Genomic DNA, 14,673 nt, shown 5'->3' on the forward strand with positions numbered 1-14,673 from the left:
GAATAGCGCCGATTCCCACTCTGAAGGCCTGTTCATGCCCTCCGCCACCCTGCCCTCGCCCTGCCCCGATGCCTGCGCCAAACCCGCCAAGCCCGCCGCGCCCGGCCCGCTCGGCCTGGCGGTGCTGCTGTCCGGCGGCTTCATCACGATCTTCGACCTGTTCGTGGTCAACGTCGCCATCCCCAGCATGCAGACCACGCTGCCGGCCAGTTTCGCGCAGATCAATTTCATCATCGTCGCCTACGAGTTGGCCTATGGCGTGCTGCTGATCGCCGGCAGCCGGTTGGGCGACCGCCATGGCCGCCGGCGTCTGTTCATGCTGGGCATGGCCGGTTTCGCGCTGGCCTCGGCGCTGTGCGGCCTGGCGCCCGACGCCAATGCGCTGATCGCGGCGCGGGTGTTGCAGGGCGTGGCCGCCGCGATGTTGTTCCCGCAGGTGTACGCGTTGATCCGCGTCAGCTATGACGGCCAGGCGCGGCGCCGCGCCTTTGGCCTGCTCGGCATGACCCTGGGGCTGGCGGCCATCGCCGGCCAGGTGCTGGGCGGCTGGATCGTGCACGCCGACCTGTTCGGCCTGGCATGGCGCACGATCTTCCTGGTGAACGTGCCGGTCGGCATCCTGGCCTGGCGGCTGGCGCGGCACATTCCCGAATCGCGCGACGCCGCGGGCGCGCCGATGGACTGGGGCGGCTCGGCACTGGTCGGAAGCGGGCTGGGCCTGCTGTTGCTGGCGCTGGTCGAAGGGCCCGCGCGCCATTGGCCCGCCTGGACGCTGGCCTGCGGCGCGATCGCGGTCGCGTTGCTGGCGCTGTTCGTCTGGATGCAGCGACGCGCCGCCGCCGCCGGCCGCGTGCCGCTGGTCGACATGGCGTTGCTGGCGCAGCCGCGCTTTGCCGCCGGCTGCCTGCTGGTGACCCTGGTGTTCTCCACCGCCAGCGCCATGTTCCTGTGCTACGCGCTGCTGTTGCAGACCGGGCTGGGGGTGGACGCGCTGACCGCGGGCACGGTGTTCGCGCCCGCCAGCGTCGGCTTCGTGGCCGGCTCGATGGCGGCGCCGCGACTGGTCGCGCGCTTTGGCACGCACGCGGTGACCGTGGCCGCGCTGCTTTATGGCGGCGCCACGGCCGCGCTGATGCTGCACGTGGGGGCGGCCGGCGACGCGCTCGCGCCGTGGTCGCTGGTGCCCGCGCTGGTCTGGCTGGGCGCGGCGCAAGGCGCGGTCAACACGCCGCTGGTGAACCTGGCCCTGGGGCTGGTGGAAGATCGCCAGGCCGGCATGGCGGCAGGGGTGGTCGCCACCTTGCAGCAGGTGGGCGCGGCGCTGGGCGTGTCCGCCGCCGGCATGCTGTTCAGCGCCACGCTCGACGCCTGGGCGGACGCGGCCAGCGGCGACCGCTACGCGCAGGCCTTCGCCAGCGCGATGCGCTTCAACCTCGCGGCCATCGGCGCCTCGGTGCTGTTGCTGGCATGGCTGGGCCGGCGCCGCTGACGGCGCCGCCGCGCTAACCGGCCAGCGGCACGCCCGGCTGGCTGGCCGAGCGGGTGCCGGCCAACGGGTGGCAGGACTGCGGATGATAGGTGTGCACCAGCGACAGCTTGACGCGGTCGCTGCGGTTGCCCTGGGCCGCGTGCAACGTGCGGCAATGGAAGAACACCAGGTCGCCGGCGCGCAGCTCGGGACAGACGGCGCGCGCGATCCAGGCGGCGTTGGCGGGCGCGTCGTCGCGGAAGAACTTCTTGTCGTCGAACTGCGCCGGCTGAAATGCCGCCGCGTGCGAACCGGGAATGAACGACAGGCCGCCGTTGTCCCAGGTTTCGTCGCCCAGCGCCAGCCAACAGGACATCAGGTTGGCGTCGGAAAACGACCAGTAGCGGATGTCCTGGTGCCAGCCGGTCAGGCTGCCGTAGGCCGGATGCTTGGTCATCACACAGTTGTGGTGCACGGTGGACAGCACCGGCGTCTGGCCGAAGTAGCGCGCCAGCGCGTGGCCGATGCGCGCATTGGTGGCCCATTGCGCGAACAGCGGATCACGCCCGTAGGCGCCGAGCAGGCGCCGCACGGTCAGGCCACCTTCGGCGTCGCGCGACGCGGGCGCGCCAGGGTAGCGCAGATCCGCCTCGTACTCGATGGGCGCCACATGCTCGCGCAAATGGCGCTCGGCCAGCGCGCGCAGCGCCGCCACCTCGGCCGGGTCGGCGAACTGGCGCGCGACCACGAAACCCTGCTCGCGCAGGATCGCTAACTCATCTTCTTGCAATGCCCGGGACATGCTGAACCTGCCAACCCTCAGACCCCGCGGCGGAAGCTGCAAAGCGTCTGCGCACAGGGCAGGCGCGTGCCGGACGAGGCGCCGGCGGGCGCGGGGAGAGCTAGATTACACCCAAACGCATGGCCGCACGGCGCTAGCCGCCGGCCGGCGTCTGGTCGGGCGGCGCCGCGGCCCTGAGCCGGGCGCTGTCGCGTTCGACTTCCTCGTGGTGCACCCATTCGCGCCACACGGCCACCAGCAGCGCCATCAGCACCGGGCCGACGAACAGCCCGACGATGCCCATGGTCTTCACGCCGCCCACCAGCCCGAAGAAGGTCGGCAGGAACGGCAGCTTGACGGGCCCACCCACCAGGCGCGGCCGCAGCGTCTTGTCGACGATGAACAGTTCGACGCTGCCCCACACCATTAGCGCGATGCCCGCCACCACATGGCCGGAACCAACCAGATACAGCGACACCAGCGTGAACGACAGCGGCGCGCCGCCGGGAATCAGCGCCATGAAGCCGGTGACCACGCCCAGCAGCACCGGCGACGGCACCCCCGCGACCCAGTAGGCGATGCCCAGCACCAGGCCTTCGCCCAGCGCGATCAGGCCCATGCCGGTGACGGTGGAGTTGATGGTGGCCGGCACCACGCGCGAAAAACGCTGCCAGCGCGCCGGCAGGATCCGTTCGCCCAGCACGTCCAGTTGCGCCACCATGCGCATGCCGTCCTTGTAGACGAAGAACAGCGTGATCAGCATGAACAGCACGGTCAGCAGCAACTGGAACACATTGCCGGTGGCGGCCAGCACCATGCGGTAGATGTTGCCCAGGTGCTCGCCGCTGACGGCCTCGACCAGCGCGCCCAGCGCATGCGGCTGGCCGATGTAGGCCTGCCAGTATTCGGACAGGCGGTCGCCCACCACCGGCATCGAGGTGATCCAGGCCGGCACCGCCACGCCGTGCCGGTTGGCGGCGATGGCCCAGGCGAAGAAAGAACTTGCTTCCTTGATGGCGTACGACAGCGCCAGCGACAGCGGCACGATCAACACCACGACCACCACCAGCAACGCCAGCGACGCCGCCAGCGCGGTGCGGCCGCCGCAGCGCACGACCAGCCGCTGGTACAACGGCCAACTGGCCAGGCCGATGATCAGCGCGGCCAGCGCGGGAACCAGGAAGCCGCTGAGGAAATACACCCCCGCCAACAGGACGAGCAGCAAAAGCCAACGGGCGATCAGGTAAGCGGGGAGTACAGGCTGCATAGAGCGGATCGACAGTGAATGCGTTGAGGCTTTGACTGTCGGACTATACAGACGTTTCGAGAAGTACGAGGGACACACGCCCTGTATCTGCTACGGGGTTTCCCGGTGTCGCGGGGTATCGCCGGCGGGCGGATTGCCGGCGTGGCGGCCCCTCGGCGCCGCCACGCCGGTGACGCGGCCGGCCTACAGGGCGTACTCGGCGGCCTCTTCGCGCGCGGTGCGGCGGCGCGGCAGCGGATCGTTGGCGGCGGCCACGCCGGCCACGGCCATCTGCCGGGCCTGGCTGACCTGGCGCTGCTGGAACACGCCGCAACTGGCGGCGGCCGGATCGGTTTCGTCGCGGCCGCTGAGCAGCGGGCAACTGGCGAACAGTTCGGCCGCCCAGTCGGCGAAGGCCCGCACCTTGGGCGAAAGCTGGCGGCTTTGCGGATACAGCACCGAGATCGCGGTGGCGCTGGGTTTCCATTGCGGCAGCACTTCGATCAGCTCGCCCGACTGCAAGTAGGGCAGCGCCATGTAGCGCGGCGTCTGGATCAGGCCGAAACCCTTCAGGCCGCAATCCAGGTAGGCGCCGGCTTCGTTCACCGCCACGGTGCCGCGCATGTCCACTTCCTGGTGCTTGCCGTCGATCTTGAAGTCCCAGGCGCAGTTGCGGCCGGTGCGGCTGGAGAAGTAATGCACCGCGTGGTGGTTGCGCAGTTCCTCGATGGTTTGCGGCATGCCATGGCGCGCCACGTAGGACGGCGAGGCGCAGGTCACGGTCTGCAGCGTGCCGATGCGGCGCGCCACCAGACTGGAGTCTTCCAGGTCGCCGGCGCGGATGACGCAGTCGACGGCCTCCTGCACCATGTCCACGGGCCGGTCGCCCAGGCCGAGCACCAGCTCGACGTCGGGGTACTTGTCGTGGAAATCACACAATGAGGGGATCAGGATCAGCCGGCCGATACAGGTCGGCACGTCGATGCGCAATCGTCCCTTCAGGCGCAGGGCCGCTTCCTGGAAGCAGGCTTCGGTTTCTTCGACGTCGGCCAGGATGCGCACGCAATGCTGGTAGTAACCGGCGCCGTCGGGCGTCAGGCCGATGCGGCGGGTGGTGCGGTTGAGCAGGCGCACGCCGAGCAGGCGTTCGAGGTTCTGAATGATGGTGGTGACGGTGGTGCGCGGTAGCGAGAGGCTGTCGGCCGCCCGGGTGAAACTATTGGCGTCCACGACGCGCACAAACACCTGCATAGCCTGAAAACGATCCATGGCGGCGGTGTCCTATAAGGCAGTTTGGTCGGGGTGTACGGAGCATAACCCGATTCCGGCCGGGATTAGACCAATCTGCCGAACAGTGTTGCCGAGACAGACGTGTTTATCCGCGCCGGCAAAACACTCAGAATGCAAACCATCTTGAAGTGCCCGTGCCGCCCGGCGCCATCCCAGGGCCTGTCAATCCTCAGATTCCGATCCCGGTAAAACCCGTCTCCAAATAGACGGATTTCACCAGGGAAACGTAACCGCGCCGCATGTTGCACCGCAATATGACGTCGGTGTTTCAGGACTGACAGACCCGCCGCGATGCCCGCCCCCGCCGCCCCCCGCCCCCTCGCGGTTCCGGCAAGCGCGCTTCACCCCGACATCACCCACAAGGAACATCATGGTTTCGCGTAATCGTATTGCTGTGCTCGTCGTTTTCGCGGCCGTCATCGCCGCCGGCGGTGGCTACGCCCTGTTTCGCGCCCCCGCCGGCGCCAATGCGGCCCAGGCGCAAGCCGCGCCCGCCGCGCCCCCGGTCGAAGTGGCCGAAGTGGTCAACAAGACCATCGTCGACTGGCAGCGCTATTCCGGCCGGCTGGAAGCCATCGACCGCGTGGACATCCGTCCGCTGGTCTCCGGCACGCTGACGGCGGTGCACTTCCAGGACGGCAGCATCGTCAAGAAGGGCGACGTGCTGTTCACCATCGACCCGCGTCCCTACGCGGCCGAGGTGGACCGCGCCGCCGCCGCCCTGACCGCCGCCAAGGCCCGCGCCTCGTACACCGCGAGCGAACTGGCGCGCGGCCAGCGCCTCTTGGCCGACAACGCCATCGCGCGCCGCGATTTCGAGGAAAAGCAGAACGCCGCCCGCGAGGCCGCGGCCAACCTGCAGGGCGCGCAGGCCGCGCTGGACTACGCCAAGCTCAACCTGGGCTACACCCGCATCGAAGCGCCGGTCGCCGGCCGCGTGTCGCGCGCGGAAGTCACGGTCGGCAACGTGGTCGCCGCTGGCGCCGCCTCGGTGCCGCTGACCACGCTGGTGTCGGTCTCGAAGATGTACGCCTCGTTCGACGTCGACGAACAGACCTTCCTGAAGTACGTGAACCCCGCCCGCAACGGCAAGGCCGGCTCGGTGCCGGTCGAGCTGGGCCTGGCCAACGAGGAGGGCTATTCGCGCACCGGCTTCGTGCAATCGGTGGACAACCGGCTGGACGCCACGTCCGGCACCATCCGCGTGCGCGCCGAGTTCGACAACGCCGACGGCACCCTGCTGCCGGGCCTGTACGCCCGCATCCGCCTGGGCGGCAGCGAACCGCGCAGCGCCGTGCTGATCGACGAGAAGGCCATCGGCACCGACCAGGACAAGCGCTACGTGCTGGTGCTGGACGACAAGAACCACGCCAACTACCGCCAGGTGAAGCTGGGCGCCAACCAGGAGGGCCTGCGGGTCGTCGACGACGGTCTCAAGCCCGGCGAACGCATCGTGGTCAACGGATTGCAACGCGTGCGCCCTGGCGACGCCGTGAGCCCGACCGTGGTGCCGATGGTCGCGGCGCAACGCAACCCGGTCAAGACCGCGGCCGCCAACTAAGCCGCCGGTGAACCGCAAAGCAGAACGAGAACGTTCATGAATATCTCGAAATTCTTCATTGACCGGCCGATCTTCGCCGGGGTGCTGTCCGTGCTGGTGCTGCTCGGTGGCCTGCTGGCCATGTTCCAGTTGCCGATCTCGGAATACCCGGAGGTGGTGCCGCCCTCGGTGGTGGTGCGCGCGCAGTATCCGGGCGCCAACCCCAAGGTCATCGCCGAAACCGTCGCCTCGCCGCTGGAGGAATCCATCAACGGCGTGGAAAACATGCTGTACATGCAGTCGCAGGCCAACAGCGACGGCAACCTGACGCTGACGGTCAACTTCAAGCTGGGCGTGGACCCGGACAAGGCGCAGCAACTGGTGCAGAACCGCGTGTCGCAGGCGCTGCCGCGCCTGCCGCCGGACGTGCAGCGGCTGGGGGTCACGACCACCAAGAGCTCGCCCACCCTGACGCTGGTGGTGCACCTGATCTCGCCCAACGACCGTTACGACATCACCTACCTGCGCAACTACGCGATCCTGAACATCAAGGACCGCCTGGCGCGCATCACCGGCGTGGGTGAAGTGACGGTGTGGGGCGCGGGCAATTACTCGATGCGCGTGTGGCTCGACCCGCAGAAGGTCGCGCAGCGCGGCATGACGGCCAGCGAAGTGGTCGCGGCCATCCGCGAACAGAACGTGCAGGTCGCCGCCGGCGTGATCGGCGCGTCCCCGACCCAGGGCGACGTGCCGCTGCAGTTGAACGTGAACGCGCGCGGCCGCCTGCAGACCGAAGAGGAATTCCGCGACATCATCCTCAAGACCTCGGCCGACGGCGCGGTGACGCACCTGTCGGACGTGGCCCGCGTGGAACTGGATGCCCAGGAATACGGCCTGCGTTCGCTGCTGGACAACAAGCAGGCGGTGGGCATGGGCATCATGCAATCGCCGGGCGCCAACGCGCTGGACGTGTCGTCGCAGGTGCGCGCGGCCATGGCGGAGCTGGCCCAGGACTTCCCGCCGGGCGTGGAATACCGCATCGAATACGACCCGACCCAGTTCGTGCGCGCCAGCATCGAGGCCGTGGTGCACACGCTGCTGGAAGCCATCGCGCTGGTGGTGCTGGTGGTGATCCTGTTCCTACAGACCTGGCGCGCGTCCATCATCCCGCTGCTGGCGGTGCCGGTGTCGATCGTGGGCACCTTCGGCCTGCTGCTGATGTTCGGCTATTCCATCAACGCGCTGTCGCTGTTCGGGATGGTGCTGGCCATCGGCATCGTGGTCGACGACGCCATCGTGGTGGTCGAGAACGTCGAGCGCAACATCGCGGCCGGGTTGAGTCCGCGCGACGCCACCTATCGCGCCATGCGGGAAGTGAGCGGCCCCATCATCGCCATCGCCCTGACGCTGTGCGCAGTGTTCGTGCCGCTGGCGTTCATGACCGGCCTGACCGGCCAGTTCTACAAGCAGTTCGCCATGACCATCGCCATCTCGACGGTGATCTCGGCCTTTAACTCGCTGACGCTGTCGCCGGCCCTGTCGGCCCTGCTGCTCAAGAGCCACCACGACAAGCCGGACTGGCTGACCCGGGGCATGAACCGCGTGTTCGGCCGCTTCTTCAACGGGTTCAACAACGTGTTCGGCCGCGCCTCGGAGAACTACGGCGTGGGCGTGTCCGGCGTGATCCGCCGCAAGGCCGGCGCCATGGGCGTCTATGCCGTGCTGGTGGCCGCCACCATCGGCGTGTCGTACCTGGTGCCCGGCGGCTTCGTGCCGGCGCAGGACAAGCAGTACCTGATCGGCTTCACCCAACTGCCCAACGGCGCCTCGCTGGATCGAACCGAAGACGTGATCCGCCGCATGAGCGACATCGCCCTGAAGGAACCCGGCGTGCAGAGCGCCATCGCCTTCCCGGGCCTGTCGATCAACGGCTTCACCAACAGTTCCAGCGCCGGCATCGTGTTCGTGACGCTCAAGCCGTTCGAAGAACGCAAGGGCGCGGCCTTGTCGGGTAATGCCATCGCCGCCTCGCTGAACCAGAAGTTCGCGGCCATCCAGGACTCGTTCATCGCCGTTTTCCCGCCGCCGCCCGTGATGGGGCTGGGTACGCTGGGGGGGTTCAAGTTCCAGATCGAAGACCGCGGCGCCGCCGGCTACGCCGAACTGGACAAGGCCAAGTCGGCGTTCCTGGCCAAGGCCCGCCAGGCGCCCGAGCTCGGCCCCGCCTTCTCCAGCTACGAGATCAACGTGCCGCAGCTGGACGTGGACCTGGACCGCGTCAAGGCCAAGCAATTGGGCGTGCCGGTGACGGAAGTCTTCGACACCATGCAGATCTACCTGGGCTCGATGTACGTCAACGACTTCAACCGTTTCGGCCGCGTGTTCCAGGTGCGGGCGCAGGCGGACGCGCAATTCCGCGCGCATTCCGACGACATCCTGCAGCTCAAGACCCGCAATGCCGCGGGTGACATGGTGCCGCTGTCGTCGCTGGTGACTGTCAAGCAGACCTTCGGCCCCGAGATGGTGGTGCGCTACAACGGCTACACCGCCGCCGACATCAACGGCGGGCCGGCGCCGGGCTATTCGTCCAACCAGGCGCAGGCCGCGGCCGAGCGCGTCGCCGCCGAGACCCTGCCGCGCGGCATGAAGCTGGAATGGACCGACCTGACGTATCAGCAGATCCTGGCGGGCAACGCTGGCCTGTGGGTGTTCCCGATCAGCGTGCTGCTGGTGTTCCTGGTGCTGGCCGCCCTGTACGAAAGCCTGACCCTGCCGCTGGCCGTGATCCTGATCGTGCCGATGAGCATCCTGGCGGCGCTGACCGGCGTCTACCTGACGGGCAACGACAACAACATCTTCACCCAGATCGGCTTGATGGTGCTGGTGGGGCTGTCGGCCAAGAACGCGATCCTGATCGTGGAATTCGCCCGCGAGCTGGAAATGAACGGCCGCTCGCCGCTCGAAGCCGCGATCGAGGCCAGCCGCCTGCGCCTGCGCCCGATCCTGATGACGTCGATCGCCTTCATCATGGGTGTGGTGCCGCTGGTGCTGTCGTCGGGCGCCGGTTCGGAAATGCGCCACGCCATGGGGGTCGCGGTGTTCTTCGGCATGCTCGGCGTGACCCTGTTCGGCCTGTTCCTGACGCCGGTGTTCTACGTGCTGCTGCGTTCGCTGGGGGGCAAGACGCTGCACTCGGCCGCGCCGCACGAAGCGCCGGTGTGCGTGCCGCACATCGACCCGCACGCCCCGCCCGCCCCGCAGCACCACGCCTGATCCGGCCTGGAAAAAATAGCCAGCGCGCCCCGTCCCGCACGGCGGGGCGCGCGCCCAAGAGAATCGTCATGAAGACCAAAAGACTGATCCGCGGTTCCGCCCTGCTTGCCGCCCTGCTCGTGCTGGCCGGCTGCGCGGTGGGCCCGACCTACGAACGGCCCGCGGCCGCCACGCCGGCGGCCTACAAGGAAGCCGCCCTGCCCACCGCCGAAGCCGGCACCTGGAAACCCGCCCAACCGTCGGAAGAACAGTTGCGCGGCGAATGGTGGAAGGTGTTCGGCGACGCAGGCCTGAACCAATTGCAGGAAGAAGCCCAGAAGGCCAACCAGAACCTGCAGGCCGCCGCCGCCCGCCTGGCCCAGGCCCGCGCGCTGCAGCGCGAGGCCCGCGCCGGCTTCTTCCCCAGCCTGGACGCGGGTTTCGGCCCCAACCGCCAGCGGCCCTCGGCGGTATCGCAAGGCCTGCCCGACGGCACGCCCACGCGGCCGGTGACCACCTGGCGCGCGCAGGGCACGGTGTCGTACGAGGCCGACCTGTTCGGCCGGGTCGCCTCCACCGCCGACGCCGCCACCGCCGATGCGCAGCAAAGCGAGGCGCTGTACCGCTCGGTGCTGCTGGCGCTGCAGGCCGACGTCGCCAGCACCTATTTCCTGGTGCGCGAACAGGACGCCGAAGCCGCGCTGTACCGCCAGACGGTGCAACTGCGCACCGAGACGCTGCAACTGATCCAGCGCCGCTACGACGCGGGCGACATCAGCGAACTGGATCTGGCGCGCGCCAAGGCCGAGCTGGCCTCGGCGCAATCCGAGGCGCTGGGCATCGACCGCCGCCGCGCCGCCGGCGAACACGCGCTGGCCGTGCTGCTGGGCCGCGCGCCGTCCGAGTTCGCCATGCCGCCCAAGCCGATCGAGAAGGTGGCCCTGTCGATTCCGGCTGGCCTGCCGTCGACGCTGCTGGAACGCCGTCCCGACATCGCCGCGGCCGAACGCGCCATGGCCGCCGCCAACGCGCGCGTGGGCGCGGCCAAGTCGGCGTTCTTCCCGCGCCTGGACATCACGGGGGCCTTCGGCTACGAGTCGTCGGAACTGGGCAACCTGTTCCAGTGGTCCAGCCGCACGTTCCTGCTGGGCCCGCTGGTCGGCGCCGCGCTGTCGATGCCGATCTTCGACGGCGGCCGCCGCCAGGCCGGCCTGGACCGCGCCCGCGCGGTCTACGAGGAAGACGTGGCGGTCTACCGCCAGACGGTGCTGAACGCGTTCCGCGAAGTCGAGGACAACCTGGCCAACCTGCGCATCCTGGCCGACCAGACGCGCGCGCAGGATGCCGCGGTGCAAGCTTCGGCCCGCGCCGCCAAGCTGTCGCACACGCAGTACCGCGAAGGCTCGATCAGCTATCTCGATGTGATCGAGGCGGACCGCAGCGTGCTGCTGCAACAGCGGGTCGCCGTGCAGTTGAGCGGCGAACAGGCGCGCTCGGCGGTGGACCTGATCCGGGCCATCGGCGGCGGCTGGGGCAACCCCGTGCCCGGCACCGAGACCGTGGCGGCCAATCCGTAGTGCCTGTCGCAGGCCCCCTTGCCGGCTTGGTTTGCCTGTGGCGCGGGGGACTGCGCGGGCGGCAACGCTAAAATCCCGCCATGTCGACGCTCCGCCTTTTCTACGCCCTGTGGCCCGACACCGCCTTGGCCGATACGCTTGCCAGCTGGGCCGCCCGCGCCCAACCGCACAGCAAGGGCCGCCCCATGCGCACCGAAACGCTGCACATGACGCTGGCCTTCCTGGGCGCCGTGGAACAGGACATCGCCGCAGAACTCGTTGACGCCACGCCGTATCACCGGCTGTTGCCCGGCGCCGTTCCCATCGACCGCTACGGCGTCTTCGCCCGGCCGCGCATCCTGTGGGCCGGGCCGCAACATACCCCTGAGCCGCTCCAGGCCAGCCATGACGGCCTGTGGCTGTGGCTATCGGCCTTCGGCTTCACGCCGCCGCCCCAGCCATTCCGCCCGCACGTCACGCTGCTGCGCAACATCGAGCGCCCCGAACCGCCCGCCGACGCCCCGCCGCCCGTGACCTGGCGCTATGACCGGATGGTGCTGGTGGCCTCCGAATCCACCGATGGAGGCAGCCGCTACCGCGTCCTCGCCCGGTCGCGGCCGCAACCCGGCTGAAACCGGGTCCGCCACTCTGGCACAATCGAGCGCGTCGCAACGACTTAGGATCTCCATGATCATCCTGCTCGACCAAGACGGCGTGCTGGCCGACTTCGAACACGCCTTCATCGACGCCTGGCGCGCGCGCCACCCCGACATCGCGCCGGTGGCGTTCGAGGAACGCAAGTCCTTCTACATCCGCGAGGACTACGCGCCCGAGCTGCGCGGCATGGCCGAGGCCATCTATACCGCGCCCGGTTTCATCCGCAATCTGCCGCCGGTGCCGGGCGCGCTGGAGGCGGTGCGGGAACTGCTGGCGCTGGGCATGGACGTGCGCATCTGCACCTCGCCGCTGTCGCAGTTCGAGAACTGCGTCGCCGAGAAGTATCTGTGGGTCGAGAAACACCTGGGCCGCGAGGCCACCAACCGCCTCATCCTGACCAAGGACAAGACGCTGGTCCACGGCCACCTGCTGATCGACGACAAGCCCCAGATCCAGGGCGCGGTCAGGCCGCGCTGGAAGCACATTCTGTTCGATGCGCCCTACAACCGCGGCGTCGCCGACCGTCCACGGGTCACCTGGAACAACTGGCGCAACGTGCTGGCGGGCGAGCTGTATACGGCCGACGAATGAAGGCCGGATGACAGGCGGATGAACGCCTGCTGGCCGGCTGGCCGGCCCTGTTCAGCGGCCGGGGTTGCGGCTATCCTGTGGTGCTGTATCCCCATATCCTGGAGGAGCCTGCCCATGAATCTGCACCGCCTGCTCAAGCAGCGAGAAGCCGACCAAAAGCCCTTGCGCGTAGCGCTGCTGGGCGCCGGAAAGTTCGGCGCGATGTTCATGAGCCAGGCCCCCCGCACGCCCGGCATGCGGCTGGTGGCGGTGGCCGACCTCACGCCCGACCGCGCCCGCGCCGCGCTCACCCGGGTCGGCTGGCCGGCCACGGCGCTCAACGCCGCCAGCACCGGCGATGCCCTCAAGCACGGCAAGGTCTACTTCACCGACGATCCCTACGCGGTCATCGCCAGCCCGGACGTCGACATCGTCATCGACGCCACCGGCCAGGCGGCGGCCGGCATCGGCCACGTGCTGGCCTGCTGCGAGCACGGCAAGCACATCATCATGGTCAACGTCGAGGCCGACGCGCTGGCCGGCCCGCTGCTGGCGCGCCGCGCGCGCGAGGCCGGCATCGTCTACTCGCTGGCCTACGGCGACCAACCGGCGCTGATCTGCGAAATGGTGGACTGGGCGCGCGCGGCGGGTTTCGAGGTGATGGCGGCCGGCAAGGGCACCAAGTACCTGCCCGAGTTCCACACCTCCACGCCCGACACCGTCTGGCCGTACTACGGCTTCACCGCCGAGATGGTGGCGGCCGGCGACTTCAACGCGCAGATGTTCAACAGCTTCCTGGACGGCACCAAGAGCGCCATCGAGATGGCGGCGGTGTCCAACGCCACCGGCCTGCTGCCCTCGCCGTCGGGCCTGCATTTCCCGCCCTGCGGCGTGGACGACCTGGCGCGCGTACTGCGGCCGCGCGAGGTTGGCGGCATCTTGCACCATCGCGGCCAGGTCGAGGTGATTTCCTCGCTCGAACGCGATGGCCGGCCAGTGTTCCGCGACCTGCGCTGGGGCGTGTACGTGACACTGGCGGCCGACAGCGACTACGTGCGCCGCTGCTTCAAGGAATACGGCCTGGTCACCGACCCCAGCGGCAATTACACCGCCATGTACAAGCCCTATCATCTGCTCGGCCTGGAACTGGGCATCAGCGTGGCCAGCGTCGGCTTGCGGCGCGAGCCCACCGGCGCGCCGGCCGGCTGGCATGGCGACGTGGTGGCCACCGCCAAGCGTGACCTGCAGGCCGGGCAGTTGCTGGACGGCGAAGGCGGCTACACCGTGTACGGTCGGCTGATGCCGGCGCGCGACTCGGTCGACGAAGGCTACCTGCCGCTGGGCCTGTCGCACCAGGTCAAGCTCAAGCGCGCGGTGCGGCAGTCGCAGGCGATCCGCTGGAGCGATGTGGAATACGACGAGCGCGCGGCCGCCGTGCAGTTCCGCCGCGAAATGGAACAGACCTTCGCCTGAGGCTCAGACCGGCGGCGAACGTTCCGCCTGGAACAGCCGCAGGCGATCGGCGGCGTTGCGCAGATGCTGCTCGGCCGCGCGGCCGGCGGCATCGGAATCGCCGCCCTCGATGGCGGCGAAGATTGCCTGGTGCTCGCTCTGCACCGCGGCCATGCGCTCGGCGTACCTGCGCGCCGTATTGTTGCGGGCGCTGCGGATGACGCGCCGCACATTCGCTTCCAGGTAATCGTTCAGCGCCACCAGGTGCGGGTTGTGCGTGGCCTGCACGATGGCCTGGTGGAACTGGTAGTCTTCTTCGTCGCCCAGCTTGTCGTTGATGAGCGCGTATTCCATCCCCACCAGCGCCTGGCGCATCTTCTTCAGGTCGGGCTCGGTGCGGCGCTGCGCCGCGTAACGCGCGGCGGTGACTTCGATCGACAGCATCAGTTCCAGGATGTGTTCCAGATCCTGGTTGTCGCCGGGCGAGGGCGCGGCGATGCGGAAGGCGTTGCGCTGGAAGTTCGGGTCGACGAACACGCCGCTGCCCTGCTGCGAGGTGATCAGGCCTTCGGATTTCAGGCGCGCCAGCGCTTCGCGCACCACCGCGCGGCTGACCGAGTAGATCTCGGTCAATTGCTTTTCGGTGGGCAGGCGGTCGCCGGGCGCCAGCGCGCCCTGGCGGATCTGCTCGGCCAGCGCGTCGGCCACGCCCGCCGAAAGCGAGTGTCGGGGCGCGGCGCGCTGCGGGTCGGAGTCCTGTGCTTGAGTGGGCTGCATGGGGAATCGTTAAAACGTGAAGGCGGCTCGCGGCCGGAAAGCCCCGGGGGCGCGCCAGCCTGTGGTTATAGGAATTCTCGACGT

General features: G+C 68.9%; 11 protein-coding genes. 7 read left to right on the plus strand and 4 right to left on the minus strand.

Annotation, left to right across the window (positions count from 1 at the left end):
• Nucleotides 1–34: 34 nt before the first annotated feature.
• The gene (locus tag ACN6O8_RS16245; RefSeq protein WP_427992059.1) at nucleotides 35–1,489 is read left to right on the plus strand and encodes an MFS transporter; all 1,455 of its coding nucleotides are present in this window, start codon (nucleotides 35–37) and stop codon (nucleotides 1,487–1,489) included.
• A 13-nt stretch (nucleotides 1,490–1,502) separates the two neighbouring features.
• Here the strand turns inward: ACN6O8_RS16245 and ACN6O8_RS16250 are convergent, their stop codons facing one another.
• The 3 genes from ACN6O8_RS16250 to ACN6O8_RS16260 form a co-directional block, all read right to left on the minus strand.
• Complete coding sequence (locus tag ACN6O8_RS16250) at nucleotides 1,503–2,270, minus strand: phytanoyl-CoA dioxygenase family protein (protein ID WP_427992060.1); 768 nt, start codon at nucleotides 2,268–2,270, stop codon at nucleotides 1,503–1,505.
• Nucleotides 2,271–2,403: 133 nt separating this feature from the next.
• Nucleotides 2,404–3,516 (minus strand): AI-2E family transporter, encoded by a 1,113-nt coding sequence (locus tag ACN6O8_RS16255; RefSeq protein WP_427992061.1) that lies wholly within the window; start codon nucleotides 3,514–3,516, stop codon nucleotides 2,404–2,406.
• 183 nt (nucleotides 3,517–3,699) lie between these two features.
• The gene (locus tag ACN6O8_RS16260; protein ID WP_427992062.1) at nucleotides 3,700–4,764 is read right to left on the minus strand and encodes a LysR family transcriptional regulator; all 1,065 of its coding nucleotides are present in this window, start codon (nucleotides 4,762–4,764) and stop codon (nucleotides 3,700–3,702) included.
• 391 nt (nucleotides 4,765–5,155) lie between these two features.
• Here ACN6O8_RS16260 and ACN6O8_RS16265 point away from each other — a divergent pair, with 391 nt between their 5' ends.
• The 6 genes from ACN6O8_RS16265 to ACN6O8_RS16290 all read left to right on the plus strand — a co-directional run bounded on the left by ACN6O8_RS16265 (nucleotide 5,156) and on the right by ACN6O8_RS16290 (nucleotide 13,833).
• Nucleotides 5,156–6,346 (plus strand): efflux RND transporter periplasmic adaptor subunit, encoded by a 1,191-nt coding sequence (locus ACN6O8_RS16265; protein ID WP_427992063.1) that lies wholly within the window; start codon nucleotides 5,156–5,158, stop codon nucleotides 6,344–6,346.
• A gap of 36 nt (nucleotides 6,347–6,382) precedes the next feature.
• Nucleotides 6,383–9,598 carry an efflux RND transporter permease subunit gene (locus ACN6O8_RS16270; protein ID WP_427992064.1) on the plus strand — a complete coding sequence of 1,072 codons (3,216 nt, stop codon included), beginning with the start codon at nucleotides 6,383–6,385 and terminating at the stop codon, nucleotides 9,596–9,598.
• 68 nt (nucleotides 9,599–9,666) lie between these two features.
• Nucleotides 9,667–11,154 carry an efflux transporter outer membrane subunit gene (locus ACN6O8_RS16275; protein WP_427992065.1) on the plus strand — a complete coding sequence of 496 codons (1,488 nt, stop codon included), beginning with the start codon at nucleotides 9,667–9,669 and terminating at the stop codon, nucleotides 11,152–11,154.
• A gap of 80 nt (nucleotides 11,155–11,234) precedes the next feature.
• Nucleotides 11,235–11,765, plus strand: coding sequence for an RNA 2',3'-cyclic phosphodiesterase (thpR, locus tag ACN6O8_RS16280; RefSeq protein ID WP_427992066.1), 531 nt, complete (start codon nucleotides 11,235–11,237; stop codon nucleotides 11,763–11,765).
• Nucleotides 11,766–11,820: 55 nt separating this feature from the next.
• Entirely contained in the window at nucleotides 11,821–12,381 is a 561-nt protein-coding gene (locus ACN6O8_RS16285) for a 5'-3'-deoxyribonucleotidase (protein ID WP_427992067.1), read from the plus strand.
• A 114-nt stretch (nucleotides 12,382–12,495) separates the two neighbouring features.
• Nucleotides 12,496–13,833: an NAD(P)H-dependent oxidoreductase gene (locus tag ACN6O8_RS16290; protein WP_427992068.1), complete on the plus strand. Its 1,338-nt coding sequence runs from the start codon at nucleotides 12,496–12,498 to the stop codon at nucleotides 13,831–13,833.
• Nucleotides 13,834–13,836: 3 nt separating this feature from the next.
• On the opposite strand, the gene ACN6O8_RS16295 is transcribed toward ACN6O8_RS16290, so the two are convergent.
• Entirely contained in the window at nucleotides 13,837–14,589 is a 753-nt protein-coding gene (locus ACN6O8_RS16295; protein ID WP_427992069.1) for a FadR/GntR family transcriptional regulator, read from the minus strand.
• Nucleotides 14,590–14,673: the final 84 nt, after the last annotated feature.

The organism is Achromobacter sp., from assembly GCF_050285565.1.
Classification (GTDB): Bacteria; Pseudomonadota; Gammaproteobacteria; order Burkholderiales; family Burkholderiaceae_B; genus Achromobacter.